At 64.6% G+C, this 21,977-nt stretch carries 23 protein-coding genes and 1 pseudogene; 14 read left to right on the top strand and 10 right to left on the bottom strand.

Annotated elements, in window-relative coordinates:
* Window positions 1-7 precede the first annotated feature (7 nt).
* Together OHA42_RS20710 and OHA42_RS20705 are read right to left on the bottom strand one after the other, a co-directional pair.
* On the bottom strand, window positions 8-784 hold the full coding sequence (locus OHA42_RS20710; protein ID WP_406229539.1) for an SDR family oxidoreductase: 777 nt from the start codon (window positions 782-784) through the stop codon (window positions 8-10).
* Window positions 784-1,947 carry a hypothetical protein gene (locus OHA42_RS20705; RefSeq protein ID WP_406229538.1) on the bottom strand — a complete coding sequence of 388 codons (1,164 nt, stop codon included), beginning with the start codon at window positions 1,945-1,947 and terminating at the stop codon, window positions 784-786. Before OHA42_RS20705 ends, OHA42_RS20710 begins: the two co-directional genes overlap by 1 nt.
* A gap of 117 nt (window positions 1,948-2,064) precedes the next feature.
* On the opposite strand from OHA42_RS20705, the gene OHA42_RS20700 reads away from it, so the two are divergent.
* The 4 genes from OHA42_RS20700 (at window position 2,065) to OHA42_RS20685 (ending at window position 6,862) form a co-directional block, all read left to right on the top strand.
* Window positions 2,065-2,952, top strand: a complete 888-nt coding sequence (locus OHA42_RS20700; RefSeq protein ID WP_406229537.1) for a helix-turn-helix domain-containing protein — start codon at window positions 2,065-2,067, stop codon at window positions 2,950-2,952.
* Between the two features lie 119 nt (window positions 2,953-3,071).
* A complete protein-coding gene (gene cysD / locus OHA42_RS20695) occupies window positions 3,072-3,986 on the top strand; it encodes a sulfate adenylyltransferase subunit CysD (RefSeq protein WP_406239492.1) in 915 nt (304 codons plus the stop codon).
* Complete coding sequence (gene cysC / locus OHA42_RS20690) at window positions 3,986-5,824, top strand: adenylyl-sulfate kinase (protein WP_406229536.1); 1,839 nt, start codon at window positions 3,986-3,988, stop codon at window positions 5,822-5,824. The genes cysD and cysC overlap by 1 nt, the downstream gene beginning before the upstream one ends.
* Window positions 5,825-6,424: 600 nt before the next feature.
* Window positions 6,425-6,862: a hypothetical protein gene (locus tag OHA42_RS20685; RefSeq protein ID WP_406229535.1), complete on the top strand. Its 438-nt coding sequence runs from the start codon at window positions 6,425-6,427 to the stop codon at window positions 6,860-6,862.
* Between the two features lie 258 nt (window positions 6,863-7,120).
* On the opposite strand, the gene OHA42_RS20680 is transcribed toward OHA42_RS20685, so the two are convergent.
* A complete protein-coding gene (locus OHA42_RS20680; protein WP_406229534.1) occupies window positions 7,121-7,939 on the bottom strand; it encodes an MBL fold metallo-hydrolase in 819 nt (272 codons plus the stop codon).
* 12 nt (window positions 7,940-7,951) lie between these two features.
* Here OHA42_RS20680 and OHA42_RS20675 point away from each other — a divergent pair, with 12 nt between their 5' ends.
* Both OHA42_RS20675 and OHA42_RS20670 read left to right on the top strand, forming a co-directional pair.
* Window positions 7,952-8,659: a helix-turn-helix domain-containing protein gene (locus tag OHA42_RS20675; protein WP_406229533.1), complete on the top strand. Its 708-nt coding sequence runs from the start codon at window positions 7,952-7,954 to the stop codon at window positions 8,657-8,659.
* A gap of 127 nt (window positions 8,660-8,786) precedes the next feature.
* Complete coding sequence (locus tag OHA42_RS20670; RefSeq protein WP_406229532.1) at window positions 8,787-9,623, top strand: alpha/beta hydrolase; 837 nt, start codon at window positions 8,787-8,789, stop codon at window positions 9,621-9,623.
* Here the strand turns inward: OHA42_RS20670 and OHA42_RS20665 are convergent.
* A complete protein-coding gene (locus OHA42_RS20665; RefSeq protein ID WP_406229531.1) occupies window positions 9,612-10,919 on the bottom strand; it encodes a helix-turn-helix domain-containing protein in 1,308 nt (435 codons plus the stop codon). The two genes, OHA42_RS20670 and OHA42_RS20665, sit on opposite strands and share 12 nt — an antisense overlap.
* Before the next feature lie 321 nt (window positions 10,920-11,240).
* Between OHA42_RS20665 and OHA42_RS20660 the strand changes: the two genes are divergently transcribed.
* From OHA42_RS20660 to OHA42_RS20645, 4 genes are all read left to right on the top strand, one after another.
* Window positions 11,241-11,915: a hypothetical protein gene (locus tag OHA42_RS20660; protein WP_406229530.1), complete on the top strand. Its 675-nt coding sequence runs from the start codon at window positions 11,241-11,243 to the stop codon at window positions 11,913-11,915.
* A gap of 86 nt (window positions 11,916-12,001) precedes the next feature.
* Window positions 12,002-12,130 (top strand): hypothetical protein, encoded by a 129-nt coding sequence (locus OHA42_RS20655; protein ID WP_406229529.1) that lies wholly within the window; start codon window positions 12,002-12,004, stop codon window positions 12,128-12,130.
* Window positions 12,131-12,132: 2 nt separating this feature from the next.
* Window positions 12,133-13,062 carry a radical SAM protein gene (locus OHA42_RS20650; protein ID WP_406229528.1) on the top strand — a complete coding sequence of 310 codons (930 nt, stop codon included), beginning with the start codon at window positions 12,133-12,135 and terminating at the stop codon, window positions 13,060-13,062.
* Window positions 13,063-13,071: 9 nt separating this feature from the next.
* A complete protein-coding gene (locus OHA42_RS20645; RefSeq protein ID WP_406229527.1) occupies window positions 13,072-13,725 on the top strand; it encodes a hypothetical protein in 654 nt (217 codons plus the stop codon).
* Here OHA42_RS20645 and OHA42_RS20640 read toward each other — a convergent pair.
* Window positions 13,722-14,627 carry a carbohydrate kinase family protein gene (locus OHA42_RS20640; protein ID WP_406229526.1) on the bottom strand — a complete coding sequence of 302 codons (906 nt, stop codon included), beginning with the start codon at window positions 14,625-14,627 and terminating at the stop codon, window positions 13,722-13,724. The genes OHA42_RS20645 and OHA42_RS20640 overlap by 4 nt on opposite strands.
* Before the next feature lie 25 nt (window positions 14,628-14,652).
* The gene (locus OHA42_RS20635) at window positions 14,653-15,120 is read right to left on the bottom strand and encodes an NUDIX domain-containing protein (protein ID WP_406229525.1); all 468 of its coding nucleotides are present in this window, start codon (window positions 15,118-15,120) and stop codon (window positions 14,653-14,655) included.
* Window positions 15,121-15,319: 199 nt separating this feature from the next.
* Between OHA42_RS20635 and OHA42_RS20630 the strand changes: the two genes are divergently transcribed.
* Together OHA42_RS20630 and OHA42_RS20625 are read left to right on the top strand one after the other, a co-directional pair.
* Complete coding sequence (locus OHA42_RS20630; protein ID WP_406229524.1) at window positions 15,320-15,520, top strand: hypothetical protein; 201 nt, start codon at window positions 15,320-15,322, stop codon at window positions 15,518-15,520.
* An 86-nt stretch (window positions 15,521-15,606) separates the two neighbouring features.
* The gene (locus OHA42_RS20625; RefSeq protein WP_406229522.1) at window positions 15,607-15,729 is read left to right on the top strand and encodes a hypothetical protein; all 123 of its coding nucleotides are present in this window, start codon (window positions 15,607-15,609) and stop codon (window positions 15,727-15,729) included.
* A 738-nt stretch (window positions 15,730-16,467) separates the two neighbouring features.
* Here OHA42_RS20625 and OHA42_RS20620 read toward each other — a convergent pair.
* Together OHA42_RS20620 and OHA42_RS20615 are read right to left on the bottom strand one after the other, a co-directional pair.
* Window positions 16,468-17,280, bottom strand: a complete 813-nt coding sequence (locus OHA42_RS20620) for a thioesterase family protein (protein ID WP_406229521.1) — start codon at window positions 17,278-17,280, stop codon at window positions 16,468-16,470.
* 272 nt (window positions 17,281-17,552) lie between these two features.
* The gene (locus OHA42_RS20615) at window positions 17,553-18,152 is read right to left on the bottom strand and encodes an ABATE domain-containing protein (RefSeq protein WP_406229520.1); all 600 of its coding nucleotides are present in this window, start codon (window positions 18,150-18,152) and stop codon (window positions 17,553-17,555) included.
* Window positions 18,153-18,302: 150 nt separating this feature from the next.
* On the opposite strand from OHA42_RS20615, the gene OHA42_RS20610 reads away from it, so the two are divergent.
* Together OHA42_RS20610 and OHA42_RS20605 are read left to right on the top strand one after the other, a co-directional pair.
* Complete coding sequence (locus OHA42_RS20610) at window positions 18,303-19,220, top strand: MBL fold metallo-hydrolase (protein WP_406229519.1); 918 nt, start codon at window positions 18,303-18,305, stop codon at window positions 19,218-19,220.
* A gap of 23 nt (window positions 19,221-19,243) precedes the next feature.
* Window positions 19,244-19,468 (top strand): annotated as a pseudogene (locus tag OHA42_RS20605) (MFS transporter); the annotation flags it as partial.
* 134 nt (window positions 19,469-19,602) lie between these two features.
* Here the strand turns inward: OHA42_RS20605 and OHA42_RS20600 are convergent.
* Both OHA42_RS20600 and OHA42_RS20595 read right to left on the bottom strand, forming a co-directional pair.
* The gene (locus OHA42_RS20600; RefSeq protein ID WP_406229518.1) at window positions 19,603-20,538 is read right to left on the bottom strand and encodes a MerR family transcriptional regulator; all 936 of its coding nucleotides are present in this window, start codon (window positions 20,536-20,538) and stop codon (window positions 19,603-19,605) included.
* 243 nt (window positions 20,539-20,781) lie between these two features.
* Window positions 20,782-21,942 (bottom strand): epoxide hydrolase family protein, encoded by a 1,161-nt coding sequence (locus tag OHA42_RS20595; RefSeq protein ID WP_406229517.1) that lies wholly within the window; start codon window positions 21,940-21,942, stop codon window positions 20,782-20,784.
* Window positions 21,943-21,977 lie beyond the last annotated feature (35 nt).

Genomic DNA, 21,977 nt, shown 5'->3' with positions numbered 1-21,977 from the left:
CACCCGGTCAGTGGTGGTACTCGCCGCCGTTGACATCCAGGCAGGCCCCGGTGATCGCTCGCGCCAGCTGCGAGGCGAAGAACACCACGGCGTCGGCGATCTCATCGGGTTCGGGAAGCTTGCGCAGGTCGATGGTCTTCGCCGTTTCGGCGTAGACCTCTTCGGCGGTGATCCCCCGCTGCTCGGCGAGATAGTTGAAATACCACTTCAGGTTGTCGGCCCAGATATAGCCGGGGGCAACGGAATTCACCCGGATACCCTGCGGTCCGAGCTCGGTGGCCAGGCTCTGCGCCAGCGCGAGCAGGCTCGCCTTGGCCATCTTGTAGGGACCGAAGGTGCGTCGTGAATGCCGCAGCACCGCCGAGTTGATCATCACCACCGACCCCTTCGACTCGGCCAGCGCCGGCACGAACAGTCGGGTCAGCCGCAGTGCGGCAAGCACATTCGTCTCGAAGCCGGCCCGCACGTCGTCCAGGTCGACGGTCGCCAGATCGGTGATCGGTGGAATCGCGAACGCGTTGTTCACCAGGGTGTCCACCCGACCGAACGCGCTGTGCGCGGTCTCGACCAGGTTGAGCACGGCCGCCTCGTCGTTGATGTCGGTCGGCACCACCACCGCGCGCCTGCCGAGTTCGGTGATCTCCTTGGCCACCTCGGTCAGTCGCGATTCGGTACGCGAGGCGAGTACCACGTCGGCGCCAGCACGCGCACTCTGCACCGCGATCGCCCTGCCGAGTCCGGGACCGACACCCGAGACCACAACGACCTTGTCCTGCAACAACATCAGCCCAACATCCTTTCCGCCACGGCGACCTGTCGCGCCGCGATCCGTGCCCGCCACTGTTCCGGAGTCACCCGCGTCTGTTCGTAGAACGGCAACCGCTGCGGTAATTCGTCGAGCGACACCACCTCCACCGTCGGTCCGTCTTCCGGCTTCATTTCCCGCGCCAGCCGCTGCCAGCGGAACTGCAGATATCCGCGCGCGTGCCCGGTGCGTTCGATCCAGTTGGCCAGTCCTGGATCCTGTTCGCTGACCACAAGCCGGATCATGCCGTCGGGGTCGACCTGCGCTTGGTCTGCGGTGAGGCTGGTCTGGTGGTTGATGTAGTCCAGCGACAGATACCACATGCTGCCGAGCTGGAAGCCCTGATACGGCGCATCGGATTTCGGCACCGTGATGATCATGACCTGATCGTCGTCCAGCTCGTAGTGGCCCGCCGAGGAGAACTGCGTCGTGAGCCCGCCCGGGGTGGAACGCGGCTCGGTCATCGTATTGACGGGCAAGTTGAGATAGAACCACTTCGGGAAGGCCAGGAAGGTGTTCAGCCGCGACAGCAGCATCTTTCCCGCGACGCCGTACCGCTTGGTCATCAGGTCTTTGGTCAGCGGGGGCGGCGCGTCACCGATCCGGTCCAACCGTTGGATACGGACGGTGCCCGGCTTCTCGGTGGCCCAATCGCTGTAGACCTCACGAATCACGAGCATGGCGGAGTCCGGAGCGAGATGCACATAGCCGGGGCGCGCCGCACCCGGGCCGAGGCGCAGCTCGTAGGAGCCGTCGGCGGCGACCTCTATCGCGCGGTCGTCGAATGCGGTGAGGCTGTCGGGGACATCGACCGGCGAGTAGTCGCCGTTGAGCACCTGGAAGCTCAAGTCACGGGTGCTGCCGCGCTTACCGGTCACCACATATTCGGCGTCGGGTCGCAGGTAGGAGTGGAAGTACAGGGTGTCCGGGTTGTCCAGGCCCATTTTCGTGTACGGCCCGGTGGACTGAACGAAGAACGGAAAGTCCCGCTCATAGGCCCAGGCCATCTGGATGGCCGCGCGAATGCTGCCTGCGAGGTAGTCGTAGCCCTCGACGAGATCCTGTTCGGTCCGGATGTGTGGTGCGCCGGTGATGATCTGCTCGGCGGCGGCGATGGCGTCCGCGAACGGCTGTGTGAGCAAGTGGCTTCCCGGTTGTCTCGAGCGACCGGCGAACAGTCGCTGCTGGGTGTTCCAAATATGTACCGGTCTGGTACATTTCGATACGAGCAAGATTAGAACGTGTTCTAGGAGTGGTCAATGGTTGCCCGTAGATCCGCGCCCACCCAGCGGGTGGTCCAAGTGCTGGATTTCTTTGTCGAGCAGCGCGGCAAACGCTTCGGCCTTTCCGAGCTGGCCCGCGAGCTCGACCTGGCGAAACCGACCTGCCTGGGCATTCTCACCGAGCTCAGCGCGGGCGGCTACCTGGTGCGCGACGCACACACCCGCACCTACGGCCTCGGACCCGCGCTGATCGCGGCAGGACGGGTTGCCCAGGACAGCTTCGCCATCTCCGCCATCGCACGCGTCGAGCTGGAGAAACTCACCGCGGAATACCGCACGACCTGCACCGCATCGGCAGTGGTCGGCGAGCAGATCACGGTGCTGGAGAGCACCGGGCCCGGCATGGTCAAGGTCGGCGCCTCCTACCTGTTCGCGCCGCCGGTCGGCCTGATGTACGTACTGTGGGACTCCGACGCAGCCTTCGACGCCTGGCTGGCCAAGCCGTCGACGGTGCCGTTGCAACAGGATGTGGCCCGGCTGCGCCAGGTCGTCGCGGAGTGCAGGGAGCGCGGCTACCTGGTGGAGAGTCTCACCGGCGCGGGTCGCCGCCTGTACTCCTTGCTCGCCGGTGTCGCTGCCCGCGACCTGCCCGAAGAGGTGCGCGAACTCGTCGGCGAGCTGGTCACCAGCCTCGGCGAACGAGTCCATCTCGGCACCGATCTGCGACCGCGCAAGGAACATCCGGTGAGCTTGCTCGCCGCTCCGACCTACGGCGGCGACGGCCACCAGAACATGGTGCTCACCATGTATGTGGGCACCGCCATTACGGGTGCCGAAATCACCCGCCGCGGAGCCGCTCTCGTGGCCGCCGCCGATGCGGTGACCGCCGCGTCCGGCGGACGCAAACCCGAGTCACCCCATTGACCAATGACCGAAACGTGTTCTAGTTTTGGGACGTGAGCCAGTACGCAAAGTCGACGGCGAGCACCGAAGTAGGTGCTGCCGGACGTAGTCCCTCCGAAACCCGCGCACGGCTGGAGCGAATGCGGATGTCCTCCTACGAGCTGCCACATCTGGACGCACTCGAGGCCGAGTCGGCACACATCTTTCGTGAAGTTGCGGCGACGTTCGAGCGGCCGGTGCTGTTGTTCTCCGGTGGCAAGGACTCGGTGGTGATGCTGCACCTCGCGGCCAAGGCCTTCTGGCCCGCGCCGCTGCCGTTTCCTGTCATGCATATCGACACCGGGCACAATTTCGACGAAGTGATCGAATTCCGGGATCGCACGGTGCAACGACTCGGCCTGCGGCTGGTGGTCGGCCGGGTGCAGGACGATATCGACGCGGGCCGCTCGGTGGAGGAGACCGGACCACGCGCGTCCCGCAACCGCCTGCAGACCGGCACTCTGCTGCGCGCCATTCGCGAGCATGCCTTCGACGCGGTATTCGGCGGCGCCCGCCGAGATGAGGAAAAAGCCCGCGCCAAAGAGCGCGTGTTCAGCTTCCGCGACGAATACGGCCAATGGGATCCGCGCAACCAGCGGCCCGAACTGTGGAACCTCTACAACGGCCGCCATCGCGCCGGCGAGCACATCCGGGTGTTCCCGCTGTCCAACTGGACCGAGCTCGATATCTGGCACTACATCGCGGCCGAGCGGATCGAGCTCCCGCCGTTGTACTACGCCCACCGCCGCCCGGTGGTGCAGCGCGACGGCATGCTGCTGGCACACACCCGATTCCTCGAACTCCTCGACGGCGAGCAGCCCTATGACAGCACGGTGCGCTTCCGCACGGTCGGCGATGCGACCTGCACCGGATGCGTGGAATCGACAGCGTCCACCCCGGACGAGGTGGTGGTCGAGGTGGCGGCGACCCGGGTGACCGAACGCGGTGCGACCCGCGCCGACGACCGGATTTCCGAGGCAGGCATGGAAGACCGCAAACGAGAAGGCTACTTCTGATGACGACGACAACCCTGTTGCGCCTCGCCACGGCGGGCAGCGTCGACGACGGCAAATCCACCCTGATCGGGCGGCTGCTCTTCGATTCCAAGACCATCTTCACCGATCAGCTCGCCGCCGTGGAGCGCACCAGCCGCGAACGCGGCGACGACTACCCCGATCTGGCACTGCTCACCGACGGCCTGCGCGCCGAACGGGAACAGGGCATCACCATCGACGTGGCGCACCGCTATTTCGCCACACCCCGGCGGAAATTCATCATCGCCGACACACCCGGCCACATCCAGTACACGCGCAATATGGTCACCGGCGCCTCCACCGCGGACCTCGCTTTGATCCTGGTGGATGCCCGCAAGGGCATCGTCGAGCAAACGCGGCGGCACGCCTTCCTCGCCAGCCTGCTCGGCATTCCACACCTGGTGCTGTGCGTGAACAAAATGGACCTGGTCGGCTGGTCGCAGGAACGCTATGAAGAGATCCACGACGAATTCGCCCAGTTCGCAACCAAACTCGACGTCGCCGACCTCACCTTCATCCCGATGTCGGCGCTCACCGGCGACAATATCGTGCACCGCAGCACCGCTATGCCGTGGTACGAGGGCTCCCCTCTGCTGCACCACCTGGAAGAGGTGCACATCGCCTCCGATCGCAATCTGATCGATGCGCGTTTCCCGGTGCAGTACGTGACCCGCAGGCACGCCGAGGATTTTCGCGGCTACGCGGGCACCGTCGCGGGCGGGGTGTTCAAGCCCGGTGACGAAGTGGCGGTGCTGCCTTCGGGATTCACCAGCACCGTCGCGGCGATCTGGGGGCCGGGCGGCACCCCGGTCGCAGAGGCGTTCCCGCCACAGGCGGTCACCATCCAGCTGACCGACGAAATCGACATCGCGCGTGGCGATCTCATTTGCCGTCCGGCCAACCGGCCGCATGCCGGTCGCGACCTCGACGCCATGGTGTGCTGGTTCACCGAGGAGTCCGAGCTGACCCCCGGCGCCACCTACACCATCCGGCACACCACCCGCACCGCCACCGCCGAGATCCGCACCCTCGACTACCGACTCGACGTGAACACGCTGCACCGCGACGAGACCGCGGAGTCCCTGTCGCTCAACGAGATCGGCCGCATTCAGCTGCGCACCCGGCAGCCGCTGTTGTTCGATCCCTACCGCCGCAACCGCACCACCGGCAGTTTCATTCTCGTCGACGAAACCACCAACAACACTGTCGCCGCGGGCATGATTACCGGACCGAGTCTGCCGTCCTCCCGAGTGGTCTGGCACTCCACCGCCGTCGGGCGCGACGAGCGCCCGACCAAGGGCATGACCGTCTGGCTCACCGGGCTCTCCGGATCCGGAAAATCCACTGTCGCAGTGGAACTCGAACGCAGACTGGTCGCGGCGGGCCGCCCCGCCTTCCTGCTGGACGGCGACAATCTGCGTCACGGTCTCAATTCCGACCTGGGTTTCGCCGCGGCGGATCGCGTCGAAAACGTCCGCCGCGTAGGCGAAGTAGCCCGACTGTTCGCCGAAGCCGGTGTGGTGGCGGTGGTTTCCCTGATCAGTCCCTACCAGGCCGATCGCGACAGGGCACGAGCCACTCATGAAGCGGCGGGCATCGCCTTCGTCGAGGTCTTTGTGGACACGCCGCTGGAGATCTGCGAATCCCGCGACCCCAAGGGGATGTACGCCAAGGCCAGAGCCGGGGAGATCCGCGGCTTCACCGGAATCGACGACCCGTACGACGTACCGGCCGATCCCGAACTGGTCCTGCGTCCCGGCGACGGGGATCCTGCCGCGATGGCCGCCACCATCCTCGCCAAGTTGGCTGAACTGGACTGAAGGCCGTATTTCCCGTGCCGTTGAGAGGCCGCTACCGGTGGCCTCGGCCACCGCAAGGACTGGTACGGCGGTTGGCATGCGCAGTTGTGCGACGGCCAACCGTGGACGAATGACCGCGCTCGTAGCCGAACTTGCTCCGCAAGTGCCCGCCGGCCGTCGGTACTCGAGCAACTCCACCGACCTCGCCGAGCGGTCGCGCTGCTGCTGTGGATCGACCAGCACCCCAGCGAATCCGTACGCCAAGTTCCGAACGAGGCCGTTCGATCCAGCCCGCACACCGGCAAGATCGTCGCCAAGGAATTCGCGCAGTGGCGCGCCTGGGTGCACGGGCGACACTTCGCGAATAATGGGCCTCCTGGTCAGCCCGCCACAGATTATCGCTGCTCGATTCTCCCCATCGAGTGTCTTGGGTCAAGATCTTGGCAGGATCTGACGGTCCACGATCTGGGTGTGAGGCGGACGGACCGACCATGACTGACCGAACGCACGGTAATAGCAACCAGCGGGCACTCGCTTCTAGCAAACTGAGGTGGAGGCTGATCGATGCTGGGATGATATGCGGGTTGGCATCCTACGAACGAGCATCGACAGGAGAACATCATGTTCAACAGTTCGCTTCGCTCGGATCTGGCCGCTGTCGCTGGGGCAGTCGGCCTCTGCGGAGGAATCCTCGCCGCAACCGCAGCCGCCCAGCCGCCCACATCGATCACTGTCGAGCCTGAACTGGGCTACAACACCACCACCTTGACTATCAGCGGATCGGCCACCTGTGCTGGGGGCGGAACCGCCGGAGTGAACGTTGTGGACGGCTCGCTGGAACAAATGTTCCAAGGTGGCGCAGGTGACCCACTCGCCGTGCAACTCGACGGACCGATCCTGGTCGAGTGCGACGCCACCGCGCACAACTGGTCGGGGAATCTCGTCGCACCCGGTCGCGCACTGCCCAACGAATCTGGTGGCACGGTCACAGTCACACTCGCCCAAGGCTCGGACGTCATTGCATCCACCGGTCCGCAGCCAGTCCACATCGTGCGCTGAACAATCGCTCGCCGAGCAAAGGTCTGCGAACGGACCCAGCATCCGCGGAGGGCCTCGCCACCGATCGGTTCCTGGCTCGTGGGCTCGGAGTGCAAACCGAGCAACCTGCCAGAAAGTTTGACGCGCTAGATGCACTAACCCCCAACCTTGATCAACTTCTACGCGCCCGGGAAGTGCCTGATCGGCTCGACTACGTTCCGGACGAGCTTGCCCTCCTTGGCTGTCATCGCGAGCGCGGCCCTGGGCCGACAGGCTCGATCAGCCGATCGGTGGTGCGAGGTATTCCAGCGCATAACCATCGCCGGAGGGGGTTACGCGGGCGATGCCGGGTGAGTCGAGGTGGGCGCCGGCTACGAAGTGGTGTGGTTGGGTCAGTTGTTCGAGGAGGGCCGCTCGCGCGGCGCGGGCCTGGGACTGGTTGCCGTCGAGCTCCCAGGACACGTTCGGCCGATCGAATTGGAGCGTGGGAACGTGAACGGTGTCGCCCCAAGCGAGAAGGTGGCCGGTACCGCTCCTGACGTCGTAGACGGTGTGACCGGGTGTGTGGCCCGGTGTCGGGATCGCGGTGGTCCAGTCGTTGATCGCGACCTTCTCCGACACGGGTACGACCCGGTCGCGGATCGGCTCGAGCCGCCCCGTGAACACCGAGGTGTCGCCCGCGCCGATCCACACGCGCTCGAGTTTGGTGAACGCCTCTGAACCGTCCGGCGCGATCAGGCCGCTCACGTGGTCTTCGTGCCTGTGGGTGATGGCCACATCGGTGACCTGCGCGCGGTCGATTCCCGCTTCGTCGAGCGCATCGTAGATCAATCCCATGGTGGGGTCGTGCCAGGCGTTGGACGCGCCGGTGTCGATGAGAACCGACCGCGTGCCGTCGGTGACGAAGAAGGCGTTGACCGACAGCCGCAAGTTGTCGCCGGCCAGCGGCACGGCGGCTGGCAGCTCATCGAGCGTGCACCCATCCTCGTCGCGGAGCCGTGTCGGCGGCATGTCGATGTACCCGTCTCGCAACGAGATCACCTGCAGATCGCCGAATTCGAACGTGGCATGGTGCTGGCCACTCGAGATCAAACGCATGGAACCTCCGTCGTGTCGGGCGCATATCGCGTGTCTCTGATAGAAGACCATGTCTTCTTTAGGAGAACTCTACACTGTGGGCAGCAAGGTACCCATCGATCGAGGAGCATGGTGGTCGAGCAAGACGGAAACACGGTCGAACCACAGCACGGTGACGACCTGGCCGGCGCGTTCGGCGGTAACGTGCGGCGACGCCGCGAGGAGGCGGGCCTGACGCTGGAGCAGCTGTCCACACAGTCGTCGGTCAGCCGGGCGATGCTGTCCAAGGTCGAACGCGGTGAGAAGAGCCCGACGATCGGCGTCGCGTCCAGGATCGCCCATGCGCTCGACGCGTCGCTCTCGGACCTGATCGGTGGGGCAGCTGTTGCCGCGTCTGGTGTGGCCGTTGTCATGCGCAAGAACGATCGCCCCGTTTTCCATGACCCAGAAACTGGCTTCGAACGGCACATGGTGTCGGCGGCCCCGGGCGCGGGACGCGGCGAGATGGTCGTCCACTACCTCCCCGCACAGGTCTCTACCGGGCTGCTGCCCGCGTATCCGCCGGGTACGGAGAAACAACTCGTGGTGCTCGAAGGCACCCTCACCGTCGCGATCGGCGGAATCAGCGAGACCCTGAACACCGGCGACTCTCTGTTCTTCCAGGCCGACGCGGACCACGGCTTCGCCAACCGAACGAACGCTCCCTGCGAATACATCATGGTCATCTCGCGCAGAACCTGATCGGCCGCAGCCATCGCCCAAGGAGCACGACGGAGAACGCGCGAGCTCCTGCCGATCCCCCATCACCCCACCCACATGGTGATCAACCGTCTGGCCGCGGCTCGGGCCGTCTGGTTGACTGGCTCTCGTGGTTCCGACGAGCACCATCATCCACGTCCGTACCCTCGACGGCCTGCAGCTGGCGGCCACGCTTGTTACCCCTGACCAATCACCGACGCGCGCCGTTGTGCTGGTCCATGGTGGTGGTGTCACCCGTGAGGAGGGCGGCTTCTTCACCCGGCTCGCCGCTGGCCTCGCCGAGGCTGGGATTGCTTCCCTGCGGTTCGATCTCCGTGGTCACGGTGACAGCGAAGGTAGCCAAGCGGAACTGACGCTCGCCACGATCCTGAACGACATCCGCGTCAGCCTGGCGTACCTCCGTGAGGCCACGGGCGCGACTGAGCTAAGCCTGTGTGGCGCGAGCTTCGCCGGCGGCATCTGCGCCTACTACGCCGCCAAACGGTCGGACGATCTGTCACGGCTGGTACTCCTCAATCCGCAGGTGGACTACAAGAAGCGGACCATCGACACGCGGGACTACTGGACGAACGATTCCATCAGCGACGAGCGAGCCCATGAGCTGAATGAGACTGGCGCCATTCAATTTAAGGCCGACTTGCAGCACGGCCGCCCGTTCCTGAACGAGGTGTTCTGGTTCAGGCCGCTGGACGTGCTCGGCGAGATCACAGAGCCGACGCTCATCATCCACGGCAATGCCGACACCTTGGTTCCAATCGATGGCTCGCGCGAGGCCGCTACCAAGTTCACGTCCCCGGTTGAACTGGTGGAGATCGAGGGATCGCAACACGGGTTCGCCGTCCACGACGACCCGGAGTACCTGAATCCGACGAGCCAGGAGTATCAGGCCGAGGTTATCGGGATCGTGGCTAAGTGGCTGACGACCGGCTCGACATCAGGGCTGTAGCACGTCTCGCAGCTCTTGCACCCTTGGCCGATGACGCCACGGATCCAGGGTGCGAACCACATCAACGATCACGTTCATCGTTCGCTCTGACCGTGTTTCGCGGGCTACGGCGACTGACTCAACCGCGACCGTGGCCGCTTCATCCGGCTCACCGCTCAAGGCCAATGCTTTCGCCTGCCGAGCCCCGAAAAAGCCGGCGTCGCGCCGCGACAGTGAGCCACTGGCAAGGACCTGACTGAAGAGCTGCGTTGCCGTCTGCGGCCTGCCTGCTTCGGTGTAGCAGCAGGCCGACCGCACCAGGAGCGTGCCTTCGTTGAAGTAGCTCACCAGCGCCTGGTCATCCGTGCCGTTCGCCTGAGTGAGGAGGTGCCCGGCATCGGCCAGATTTTGTTCAACGACGCTGGTCGGTTCGCCCATCATGGCCAGGCCCAGAGCTTCCTGTTGCACGACTTCGGCCTGAACCCGCGTCGGCAATTGCCACGGGCCGTTCTTCACCGCCTGCGCCAGCGTCAGCAAGGTGCCTGTGTCGCGGGTCTCGTAAGCCATCTGGGATTTTTTGAGCAGCACATACCCCTGCATCGGGAGGCTACCCGCGGCCTGCGCCCACTCCATCGCGCGGTCGTAGAGGAACATGGCCGTGATCGGATCGTGCAGATCGCGGTACAACCAGCCGCCAAATTCGGCACCATCGGCTCCGACAGCCAGCAGCTGCCGTTGCACGTCCGGCCTGACCTGCCGACCATGCCGCCGAATAGCCCCGAGGATCCCGAGCACCAACGGGAGCGCTGCTGCTGGACCAAGCGTGCCGTCGTCGGCTTTGCACTTGGCAAGTTGAACCCGAAAGAACTCCACCACGGACCCGTCGAAAAACCGACGTGCATCTTCTAGCGCCCGGCTGACACGCTCCAGTTCTCCGGCGCAATTCGGTGGTGTCCCTGTGCCATCAGCAGCCAACCAGCGAGCGAGCGCCACGCTGTCATGGCCTGTGGCAGTGACGATTCCACCGGACGGAAGCACACCGCCGTCCTCGGTGTCGGGCAGCTTGAACCACAACAGGTCAGCCGGAATGTCGAGGACCTCGGCCCAGCGAATCAGCTTGGAAATCTGTTCCGGTGCCGCGCCCTTCTCGATCCGGCTCAGCTGCGCTTGGGTCAGTTCCAGCCAATTGGCAACCAGCTCCTGCGGCAGTGGTCGGCCGTGGTACGGGTGGGTCCGGTAAGCGAAGATGACGCGGCCCATATGCCAGGTGGCCAAGGCATCGCGGATCTTGTCCGTCTGCCAGAAATCCGGCGGCACGGTGGGTGGATGCAGTACTTGATCGCGGGCTGTGAGATTGCAAGGGCCGCATAGCTTTCCAGCGTTATACCGATTGAGCCTACTCCCACATCGAGCGCAGTAGCGTTGCGGCTCGGGTTCGCGCTTCATGGCTACTCCGGAATCGTTTTCGGGTGCCCAAACCCCACCCCGTTCGCCCTGGTCGCGTGACCTTACCAGGGCTTGACCGTCCTAACTATACGTTTCATACATACCCTGCATACCCCCTTGTCGTGGCCGTTTTCGCCCCGCCGATCGACTCTTGGGACTGGACATATTCGGGCCTCACGAAAGGGGTTGGCCGTGACCTTGTCCCTGGTAGTTCCCATATTCGGCCCACCGGCCGCTGGCAAAACCACTCTGACGTTGCGCCTCCAATCGCCGGGGCGGCGGATCTTCCGACTGCGCGAGCACGTGCCGCAGGAGGTATTGGCCGCGACAGCCAGCAGCAGCGAACGCCTGGGCTGGATCGACGAGTTTACTGTCGGTGATGCGCTCCGGTCATATTTCGTTGCAGCTCAACAAGATTCGGGAGTTCACACAATCCTGCTGGACAACTTCCCCGGATCGGCCAGCCAGGTCGACCAGCTGCTGGCCACGCTCTGGACACTGACGCCAACGCCGCACATCGAGCCGATCGAAGTGCTAACCGATGCACGAACACTGAAGCAGCGGGCCAAGACTCGCAAAGTGTGTCACCGCTGCGAACGCGATCCGATCTCGGACCCTCGCCTGCCTGCTGTCCCGGCTAGCGAGGACCCCTGGCAGTGCGCGCACTGCGGCGGCTTGCTGCATCCGAGGCGAGGTGACTCCCCGCGGTTGTTCAAAGCCAGGTTGCAGCGCTACCACCAAACGGCTACGGGCATCCGGGCTGGCTTTACAGATTCCGGGATCGCCGTCACCCCACTGGACACCACTAACACCATCGACGGGGCGGCGGAACTGCTTGCCCCGCTCCTCATTTCACGGAGTTCCTAACTATGACGACTGTTGACTTGCCCGTCCCACTTCTCAGAAGCAAAAGTGATGGCTACGGCCACGCCCGGATGCCCCGTGGTGCCAGCGTGCCGGAGCCGCAACGGATCGACCGCGTGGCCTACGGCCGCTTCCGCAACGTGTATCTGTACATCACGGAAGCCTGCCAATTGCGCTGTGAGCACTGCTATATGGGCGAACGGCTGGACCAGCGCTGAAGATGCCGCTGCAACAAATCGTGGATACGCTCGCCACCTGGCGCCGACTGGGCGGGAGCAAGCTGACCCTGCTCGGTGGCGAGCCGACATTGCACCCCGCCTACTGCGATGCCGTCCGGATGAGCCGCCAACTCGGCTACGAGCACGTCATCACCACGACGAACGCGCAGAAGCCAGCGCTCAAGAAGTTCCGGCAGCTGGAACCAGACGACTTCGCCTACGTCCAAGTGAGTTTGGACGGTGGCAGCGCCGACAGCCACGACGCGATCCGGGGTCCGAACACCTTCGACACTGCTCTGGAAACGACGGCGGAGCTGACGGCCCGCGGCTTCGACACCCGCATCATCTGCACGGTGAACAAGGCCAACGAGGACGATGTCCTACACCTGCTCGAGCTGGCCGATGAGCTGAACGTCAACTTGGTTAAGTTCCATGTCTTCTCGACCATCGGCACGGGGCACGGCAACGCCGAGATGGCGATGACGCCGCCCGAATGGGTGAACTTCTGCGATCGCCTGCATGTGGTTGCACCCGAGCACAAAACGCGGGTCTGGTACCAGCCGACGTATGCCCGGCGAGATCAGATGGACCGCTACGCCACCGAGGGCTACCAAGGGTGCATCGGCCGGACGCTGGATCGGATTTCCATTTTTCCGGACGGACGCTGCTACGTCTGCTCGTACCTGTTCGACACCGACCTCTACTTCGCGCAGATGGTGGCTGGCCAAGTCCAGCTGAACCACGGCACCAACGAGTTCGATCTGTTCACCAGCGCCCTGGCCGAAAATTCTTGCGGCAGTTGTAAAGCCAACGCCTGCATGGGTGGCTGCCCGGCCGAGGAGTTGGTCATGGGCCAAGCCTCGTGCGACGCCTACGAGGACATCGTGCCGGTCTGCCGGTTGTGGAAATCCAGCGCCAAGCCCGAGGAGTGAGGAACCGAAATGGACGACATGGACCGCATCGCCGAGAACCTGTGTTGGATCGACTGGAACGACATCGACGATGTTGAGATCAACTGCCGTGAGGCACTGAACGAACTTGCCGCCAAACCGCGGATCGTGCGCGAACGGCTGGACGATCTGCCCAACCGGCCAGAACTACTCGCGATGTGCGAACACTACGACATCCTGGACAAGATCGTGCTGCACAGCGACGATGATCCGGGCGTCCGTATCCGACTGCACATCTTTCTGCCGGGCTACTTCGACCGACCGCACAACCACCGCTGGTCCTACGCCAGCCGGATTCTGCGCGGGCAATACCGGCATTACTTGTTCGGCAACGCCGAGCTGGACGAGCAGGTAGATCCGAACAAATTGCCTGTGCTGCAAGTCAGGGAGGAGCCGGTCGGCACCAGCTATGCGCTCCACCACTCGATGGTGCATGCGGTGGTGGCCGAGCCGTTCACGGTCTCATTGGTGGTTCGGGGTCCTGCAGTCAAGGAGAAATTCTTGGTGATGGACCGGCATACGAACAAGGCGTGGTGGCAGTACGGGGCGAAGCAGGAGTCAGCCGAGGAGGCCGAACTCAAGCGGCTGACGCCGGAACGCTTGCAGCAGGTACGAGGGCAGCTGACGAAGTGGGGATTGTTCTAGCTGGCGACGAACTGCTCGCGAGAGGCGATCACCGCTTGCAGTTCAGCCAAGCTCGGCAGTGGGGCGTTCTGGTGTCGTGCGCACCGGAGCGCCCCACTGACCGATCCGAGCAACATACTTCGCTGCATCGACCAACCGGCACGCAGGCCGAAGAGCAGGCCACCGGAAAACGCTGCACCCGCACAGTGGGTATGGCGGACGATCACCGGGAAGGCAGGCACGGAGGTTTGTTCCGATCGGCTGACAGCGACGGCGCCGAAGGCACCGGCCGTGACGATCACCCAGGACACGCCAGCCTGCGCCAGTAAGCGTCTGGCGACGGCTGGGGCCTGCGCGTGGCCTGCGTCATCGACGTTGGTTTGGATCAGGAGGTGGGCGTAACCGCGGAGTGCATCGGCTGCTGACTCCGAGAGATCGGAGCCGCCAAGATTGAGGAGCATTGGCACCTCGGCCACGCGGCCTGCGTCGATCACGCGCAGGACTGCCTGCTCGATGATTTCGTAGCAATCGACGTAGAGGAACGAGGCCGAGGCGATCGGCGCCAGGTCGACCAGTTCAAGGCCGGCGGTGAGGCTGGGCAGATGCGCAAACCAGGTGCGGGTGTGGTCATCGTCGGCAGCGACGACAATCCGTGGTGTGGTGACTTCTGGCCGGATCGTGAAAGCGCATTCGACGGCGCGCTCAGCCAGCCACTGACGAACGAACATGCCGTGATCGTCCCTGCCAATGTCGTTGGCAACCAACAGGGTCGGCGCTCCGAGAGCTGCGAGCGCCGCCGCTGTTGTCGGCCCGTCAGGTGCAACGGACCGTTCAATGCTCCGGACTTCGGCCCCATGGTTCGCGCGCGGGAACTGGGCCACGGTCCACAGCTCCGCCAGCGCCAGGTAGCTGACAAACACCACTGGCCCGGACGAAAGCATCTTGGTGCTACCAGCCGTAAACCGAGAAGCTGTCGCCGTCAGCGATTGACTGCATGGCCGAGCGGCAGTAGTCGATCATGTGATCAGGCAACGCATCAGTCGAAAACCATTCCAGGACTGCACATTTGTCCGGCTCGCGGTTGTCGGGCTCACTCTGCCAGCTGCGCACGGTGAAGAAGAAGGCCATGCGGCCACTGGACGAGGAGTTATGCATGATGTGGCTGAACTGCACATCCTCGGCCGTGATGATGACGCCGATCTCTTCTTCGGCTTCGCGGATCAGGGCAGTGATGACGGATTCTTCGGCTTCGAGGTGTCCACTCGGCAGATGCCAGGCACCATCCTCGAAGCCGGTGTTCCGACGCTGACCGAAGAGCACTTCATCGCCGCGGCGCAGCACAAGGTGAACATCGCCAGTGACCTTGTGGCGGCGGGTATCTGAGCCGTGAGCTTGTTTGGTGACCGTGTCAGTCATGAAGTGAAAATCCCCTCTTTCCATAGTAGTTGAGCTGGGGTTTTGCAACAAGGGAGGAGCGAGCGAGGCCAGCCTAATGACCATAGTGGCGGTGGAATATACGCCGGACGCATACCGACCAACGGGTCACGGCATGGACCGGTCGTGGCGGTCGAGCCACCCTCGTTACCAGGCAATTTGGCCAACAACGGAGCGGGGATTGGTGGACATGCGGCATCCGCGCCACATCCGGATCGAATCCGGTGCATTGAGGCTGGACTACCAGGCATCGGCGGAGCAGGCACAGAACGTGGCCGATGAGCTGGCCAGCGGTTATTCCGCATTGGAGTTGGTCGTGACCATCGACGACAACGTGCATGACAGCCTCCGGCCACTCCCGTACGGGGAGCTGTGGGAGTGACGATGCCGATGCCAGAGCCTTTGAGCCACAGGACATTTGTGCAAGCAGATGGCAAGTTAGCTGAATTCATGTGCCAGGTGCACTTGATGGATTTGACGGTTGAGCGCGCCTGGGACCTGCGGGACATCCACCGCTTCCATCACCCAGACGATTGCATCGTGCACTTGGAAGCGGCGTACCTTCTGCTGCTCGACGAGGACGGTCTGTAGCCGGGATGCCGCCACCACTCTTGCTGATCCTGTGGCCAGCATCGGTGTTCTTCACGGCGGTGCTGAGCTTCCGGATGGGGATGTGGTGGAAGAGGATTCACGTTCCTGGTCGACACGAGTTCGCGCCAGGAAGCCATCGCGGTGACGATGACGGAGCGTATCTCGCGGACGATACGGACTGGCTGCCGACCAGACCGGCAGCGGCGCCAGAGGCCAGGATCGAGAATGGGCCAGGCGAACTGGAAGGTGTGCACTGGCCGCGAGACGATGGCGACACCGAGGTACTGCCGCGGATGCAGGACATCCGGCCACCACAGAGGCAGACGCCGGTTCGACGACCGCCGTGGGTGGGGTGAATCGAACTACCATCACCCCGAGGATTGATCCATACAACTATGGGACTCAGATCCCACTTACGGCCCAGCAACGAACGCCTCGAACGTAAGACCGTGTCTCATTAGCGTTGATCGCGCCGCCCGAGGTAGTCGGAAAGCTCGCATCCAACGGCCGGTACCACGCGTTCGTGGTCGCGTTCGAGCCGAGCGCGTTATCGCCGACCGTTGCTGCCGTCGAGCTGGCACCGACCTCTCAACGGTCGACGCTATCGACGTGCCGATCGCCCTCGCACCACCCGACTCCGGTCGGGCGCCGAAATCAGCACTGCCCAACGGCTGTTGATCACAAACCGACCACCGGGCCTGGATAATTGCGAGGCGCGGTTGGCTGGATACGCCGGTGTCAGCGCGGGCCGATGAACAGTGTCTGGGTGCCGCGGCCGATGGGCCCCTTCTCGTCGAACAGCTGCGATTCGGCTAGGCCGACGCCGCTGCGTTCGGGGTAGGTCACCGCATCCAGGCACACCCACTCGCCGACCGGTTCGCGATGCAACGTCACCGTGAAATCGGTATTGATGAAGTAGTAACTGCCCCAATCCAATACCGAGCTGACGCCATTGCCGCAGTCGGCCGCGGCAAGGGTACGTTCCAGCGGGCTGGGGACGGTGCCGGCAACGACGGGGTAGCGCAGGCGAATCCAGCACACGGCAGGGCCGAATTCAACGAAACTGCCAGAGACGAAGCGATATTCGATGGCGGTATGGAACCCGACCGACTGCGTCGACGGGAACTCCGTTCCCTCGAATGCGGTGTCCGGGCCCGGGCGCGCCCCAGTAGGTAGTGCCTCGACCGGCAGTTCCAGCTCCGGCTCGGCGTGCTGCAGCCGCCAAGCGCTCGCCTTCATCACCAGCCCCTGCTCGGAACTCAGTGTGGCCTCGATCAATTCGACGCCGCGGCCAGGGCGGGAAACCCGCGCCTCGGCTCGGATGACCCGAGCCGAGGCTGTCAGCGGCGCGATCGGCACCGGGCCGAGGATCTCCACCGCCACCCGCCCGACCCGAAACCCCTCGCGTGGCTCGCATCTCTCGATGACATGACCGAGCAGCGCCGAGGGCGGCCCCGCGTGCTGAGAGTCGGGCGACCACGGACCGCGAGTGAGCTCGGTGGAATGGAACCGATTCGGATCCGCTGGATCGGGCAGATAGAAGGCATCCATAGTGGTCTCAAGCCTACTTGGGCCAGGGAGTGTTTTGAAGTGAAGTGAAGTGAAGTGATGGTGTGGCACCGCTGCGTGATGCCACACCATCAGTGTGTTTGGTGAAAGTTGTTGCCCACGTTGATATATAGGCAAGGTCTCCGGTGGTGTAACGACCAAGAAAAACCGGAGTACCTACCGGAGACCTCATTGATCAGCGGCGGCGGGGCGGGCGGAATTGACCGATGCCCAGTGGGCGCGGTTGGAGCCGTTGCTGCCTCGCGAGAAGATGGTCAGTCCACCTTCGACTTGGCGCGGGCGTAGGCGCGAGCCGCGCGAGCGCGGTCGCCGCACCGCGTTGAACACCAGTGACGGCGGCCGTGGCGAATCAGGTACCGATTGCACGGGACGGAGTCGCAGGTGGTCAGGAAATCGGCGTCGGAGCCGGTGAGCAGGTCGGCCGTATCTGCGGCGAGCGTCGCGAGCGCGCGGTCGAGGATCTCGTTGGGTGGACACAGCGCAGCGCGGTAGGGGCCGTTCGTCTCATCCCAATGCAGCAGGGCGGCCGTTGGGGTCCTGCTCAGTGCGTCGTTGACGGCGGACAGCGCTGTGGGCATTACCGGCTGCCGCGCGACGTGGGCGGCGAACAATGCCCTGACGTGTTCGCGCAGCACCCGCAGCTGCGTCGCGCACATCTCCTGCACTCCGGCATCGGCAGGCGCGAGGCCGCGTTCGGCGAGCCACCGATTCGTTGATTCGGGGGTACCGAGCAGATCGATGAAGTGTCCACCGGGCAGCACATAGGAGCTGTCGGCGAAGTCGAGAGCGAGGTACTGCTCGGCCCCCGGTGCGGGCGGCAACGCGGCGGTCAAGGTCTCTCGCACGACTCTCACAACTCTCATGTTACGACTTGCTTTTATCCGTGAGAACGGCCTACCGTATCTCACGGATATGTGGTGTTTCATCCGTGAGAAGTAGCGAGCGCGTCCGCAGGGGATCTCGTAGATCGAGTACCTCGCGCGGCACCGACCGAGAGGACAGCCATGACACAGCACCCGCCGCCCGGTCGGTATCCGGGGCCGCAGCAGGCGTACCGGCAGGAGTCGCCGAAGGGTAAGGGCCTGGCGATCACCGCGCATGTTGTCAGCATCATCGCTCTGCTCAGCTTGCTAGTGGCTTGCGCAAGCACAACCGATCAGCAGGTCCGCGTCCGCGTCTTCGGCGGCCCGACCGCCCTCTTCGAATACGGCGGGTTGAGGTTCCTCACCGACCCGACCTTCGATGCGCCCCACGACTACCAGCAGCCCGGCGGCCTGCTGATCAAGACCGCGCCAGCCGCCGCCGCACCGGCCGACCTCGGCCGCGTCGACGTGGTTCTGCTCTCGCACGATGAGCACCCCGACAACCTCGACGACTCCGGCCGCGCCCTGCTCGCCGACGTGCCGCTCACCCTCACCACGCCGGGTGGCGGGCAACGCCTCGGGAACGGGGCCAAAGGGCTGGTCGACTGGGAGTCGATCGAGCTGGATCGCCCCGGCGGCGGCACGATCACCGTGACGGGCGTGCCTGCGATCCACGGGCCGGGCGCACGCGAGGAGGTCGAACCGATCACCGGCCAGGTTGTCGGATTCGTACTGACCGGGGAAGGCCTGCCCACCGTCTATGTCAGCGGCGACAACGCCTCGCTCACTGCGGTCAAGGAGATCGCCGAGCGTTTCGCACCGGTGGACACCGCCATCCTCTTCGCCGGAGCGCCCCGCTTCTCCGTTCTCTTCGACGGTGCGCCGATCGTCCTCGACAGTGCCCAGACCGCCGAGGCCGCCGGGCTCCTCCGCGCACGTCGGGTGGTTCCCATTCATTACGAGGGTTGGGCCCACTTCACCGAGGGCCGTGCCGAATTGGTCGCGGCTTTCACTGCTGCCGGACTCCGCGACCGCCTTGACCTAGGCGAGCCGGGCTGACTGTGTCGTGGCGACTTCAGTATCTGCCCGGATCGAATGATCTCCCCGGCTCCCAGGCGCAGCGCCGCACCCTGTTCGTCCTGATCGCTGCTCAGGCGCTGAGCGGCGCGGGGCTGGCGGCGGGCATAACCGTAGGTGCACTGCTCGCGCCGGACATGCTCAGCTCGACGAGCCTTGCCGGTCTCCCCAGTGCGCTCGGCACCGCAGGCTCCGCGCTGGCGGCCGTCGCCGTCGGACGAATTTCGCAAGGTGATCGATGATGGCGATGTATATGGTGGCCCTCGCCCATATACCAATGCGGGCAACAACTTTCACCAACCACACTGAAGGGGTGGCACCACAGCGGTGCCACCCCATCACTTCACTTCACTTCAAACACTCCCTAGGCGCCGGGCGCCTCCAGTGCCGCACCGAACCAAGCGAACACCGGTGCCAAACTCGATGGCGTCGGCCAACCGTTGATCGCGGCGAGCAACTGCCAATAACGTTCGGTCCGAGCATCTCCCGCGACGTCGAGGCGTGTTCGCAGCCACTGTCGCAGTGCGGCGTCGTCGGGGCGGCCGAACGTTGCGGCGTATTGTGCCGCGAGTTCGTCGACAATCGGCTTCGCTTCGGCGGAATCGGGGGCGATACCCGAGGCGAGGGCGTGCTCGACTCGGTCCCGGACCACCTCGGTCAGTTCGTGATGCAGGCCGGTGGTGTCGCCCTCGGCGCGCTGGGCTGCCTGATACTCGGCCATTCGACGTACCGCAGCACGGAAATCCGTGTCGCTGGTGAGCTCGGCGAGCTCCACCCAGGCTTCGATCTGAGCGGGTTCCGGATCATCCGGCAGTTCCGGCATCGCCGCACGAATCATGTCGACGAACGCCGGATTCGCGTCGAGGCCGCCGAAGGTGTCCTCGACGAAATCGCTGATCATTCGGCGGCGCTCGGTATCGGAGAGCTTGGCGAGTTTGTGCATGAGTTCCATCTCCTCGGTGGTCGAGCCCCGCTGGGCAATCGCGCGTAACACGGTGCGCTGCAACCGAAGCGTGCGCATCTGCAGTGCGATCGCGTCGGCATGCGAGGCGGCGACTTCCGGCAGCGATCGCGTCCGATCCAGCACCTGCCGGACGGAACCAAGATCGACACCGAGGTCACGGAGCGTTCGCACCAGCCGCAACCGAGCCAGCGCATCGGTACCGTAGAGCCGATAACCAGCGGGGTTGTATGTGGTCGGCGGCACGACACCGCTGTCGGAGTAGAACCTGATCGTCTTGACGGAGAGCCCGGACCGTTCGGCCGTCTCCCCGATCGAGTAAAGCGTGTCGCCGTCCATGCCCTCACCCTCCCGTCTCCCCCAGCGGGAGACGCAAATCTGCCTGATCGGCGCGGCCGCTTTCCGCTGAATTCTGCACGTCGGGCCCAGCTTGCCGCCGAAGCGGCCGCACTGCTCGCGGTGCGCGCCACGGTCGGCGGCATGCTCTTCCTCGCACTGCGCGGCCGGGCCTTCCGACCGGATTTGCGACGAGAACGCCGAGGCCCGCAGCACGAATGCTGCAGGCCTCGGCCGTGCGCAGAGTCAGCGCGTCAGACTCGCGAAGAACTCGCGGATGTCGCCGATCAGCAGTTCGGGGACTTCGAGGGCCGGGAAATGGCCGCCGGAGTAGAACTCCGACCAGTGGGTGATGGTATGTGCCTTCTCGGCGAAGCGGCGGATGGCGTAGTCACCGTCCTTGAAGACCGCGACGCCGGTCGGCACGGTGCCTTTCGGCTTGGGCGCGAACATCGTCGCATCGTGGAAGCGCTCGTAGTACAGGTTGGCGACGCTGCGGGCGGTGTCGGTGAACCAGTAGATGCTCACCTCGGTCAGCAGTCGGTCGCGATCGATGGCCTGCTCGGGCAGCTCATGGGACTGGTCGATCCACTCCTTGAACTTCTCGATGATCCACCCGAGCTGACCTGCCGGGGAATCGGCGAGCAGCTGCGCGATGGTGTTCGGGCGCGAGCCCTTCAGGTTCATGTAGGCCGAGCCGTCGTCCTGGAACTTCTTCATCGCACCGAGCCGCCGCTTCTCCGCGTCGGTGAGCGCCGCCATATCGGCGGGATCACCGGTCGGGAAGGTGACCAGCGCATTGGCGTGCACGCCGAGCACGTGTTCGGTGTCGATACGGCCGAGCTGCGGACCGATGAAGGCCCCGTGGTCGCCGCCCTGCACGCCATAGCGGTCGTAGCCGAGCCTGGCCATCAGTTCCGCAAGCGCGGCAGCGATCCGGCCGTCGTTCCAGCCGGCCTCGGTGATCGGCCCCGAGAAGCCGTGGCCCGGCAGTGACGGGATCACCAGGTGGAAGGCGGGCGCATCCTGGTTTCCATACGCTTTGGGGTCGGTCAGCGGGCCGATCAGGTCGAGGAAGTCGACCACCGAGCTGGGCCAACCGTGGATCAGCAGCAGCGGCGTGGCGTTCTCGTCCACCGAGCGGATGTGCAGGAAGTGCACGTTCTGCCCATCAATGGTGGTGGTGAACTGCGGGTAGGAATTGAGCGCCGCCTCCTGCGCCCGCCAATCGAACTTCTCCACCCAATAGCCGGCCAGCTCCTTCAGGTAGGAGCCCGGCACGCCGCGCTCCCAGCCGGTGCCGGGCAGGTCGTCGATCCAGCGGGTGCGGAGCAGCCGGTCGTGCAGATCGTCGATGGCGGCCTGCGGGATCTCGATGCGGAAGGGGCGGATGTCGTTGTTCGTCATACGAATTACTCTGCCGGTAACGAGGGTGCCCAGGA

Source organism: Nocardia sp. NBC_01009 (assembly GCF_045208035.1).
In the GTDB taxonomy this organism is placed as follows: Bacteria; Actinomycetota; Actinomycetes; order Mycobacteriales; family Mycobacteriaceae; genus Nocardia.
This window is presented reverse-complemented; position numbering and strand designations above follow the sequence as displayed.

What these genes read in the sequence shown, in the direction of transcription:
- OHA42_RS20620 (WP_406229521.1), bottom strand. Translation starts at nt 17,280, where the DNA reads ATGGATGCCTTCTATCTGCCCGATCCAGCGGATCCGAATCGGTTCCAT.
- OHA42_RS20625 (WP_406229522.1), top strand. Translation starts at nt 15,607, where the DNA reads ATGGATTTGACGGTTGAGCGCGCCTGGGACCTGCGGGACATCCACCGC.
- OHA42_RS20710 (WP_406229539.1), bottom strand. Translation starts at nt 784, where the DNA reads ATGTTGTTGCAGGACAAGGTCGTTGTGGTCTCGGGTGTCGGTCCCGGA.
- OHA42_RS20610 (WP_406229519.1), top strand. Translation starts at nt 18,303, where the DNA reads ATGACACAGCACCCGCCGCCCGGTCGGTATCCGGGGCCGCAGCAGGCG.
- OHA42_RS20600 (WP_406229518.1), bottom strand. Translation starts at nt 20,538, where the DNA reads ATGGACGGCGACACGCTTTACTCGATCGGGGAGACGGCCGAACGGTCC.
- OHA42_RS20635 (WP_406229525.1), bottom strand. Translation starts at nt 15,120, where the DNA reads ATGACTGACACGGTCACCAAACAAGCTCACGGCTCAGATACCCGCCGC.
- OHA42_RS20595 (WP_406229517.1), bottom strand. Translation starts at nt 21,942, where the DNA reads ATGACGAACAACGACATCCGCCCCTTCCGCATCGAGATCCCGCAGGCC.
- cysD (WP_406239492.1), top strand. Translation starts at nt 3,072, where the DNA reads ATGCGGATGTCCTCCTACGAGCTGCCACATCTGGACGCACTCGAGGCC.
- OHA42_RS20645 (WP_406229527.1), top strand. Translation starts at nt 13,072, where the DNA reads ATGGACGACATGGACCGCATCGCCGAGAACCTGTGTTGGATCGACTGG.
- OHA42_RS20700 (WP_406229537.1), top strand. Translation starts at nt 2,065, where the DNA reads ATGGTTGCCCGTAGATCCGCGCCCACCCAGCGGGTGGTCCAAGTGCTG.
- OHA42_RS20685 (WP_406229535.1), top strand. Translation starts at nt 6,425, where the DNA reads ATGTTCAACAGTTCGCTTCGCTCGGATCTGGCCGCTGTCGCTGGGGCA.
- cysC (WP_406229536.1), top strand. Translation starts at nt 3,986, where the DNA reads ATGACGACGACAACCCTGTTGCGCCTCGCCACGGCGGGCAGCGTCGAC.
- OHA42_RS20650 (WP_406229528.1), top strand. Translation starts at nt 12,133, where the DNA reads ATGCCGCTGCAACAAATCGTGGATACGCTCGCCACCTGGCGCCGACTG.
- OHA42_RS20680 (WP_406229534.1), bottom strand. Translation starts at nt 7,939, where the DNA reads ATGCGTTTGATCTCGAGTGGCCAGCACCATGCCACGTTCGAATTCGGC.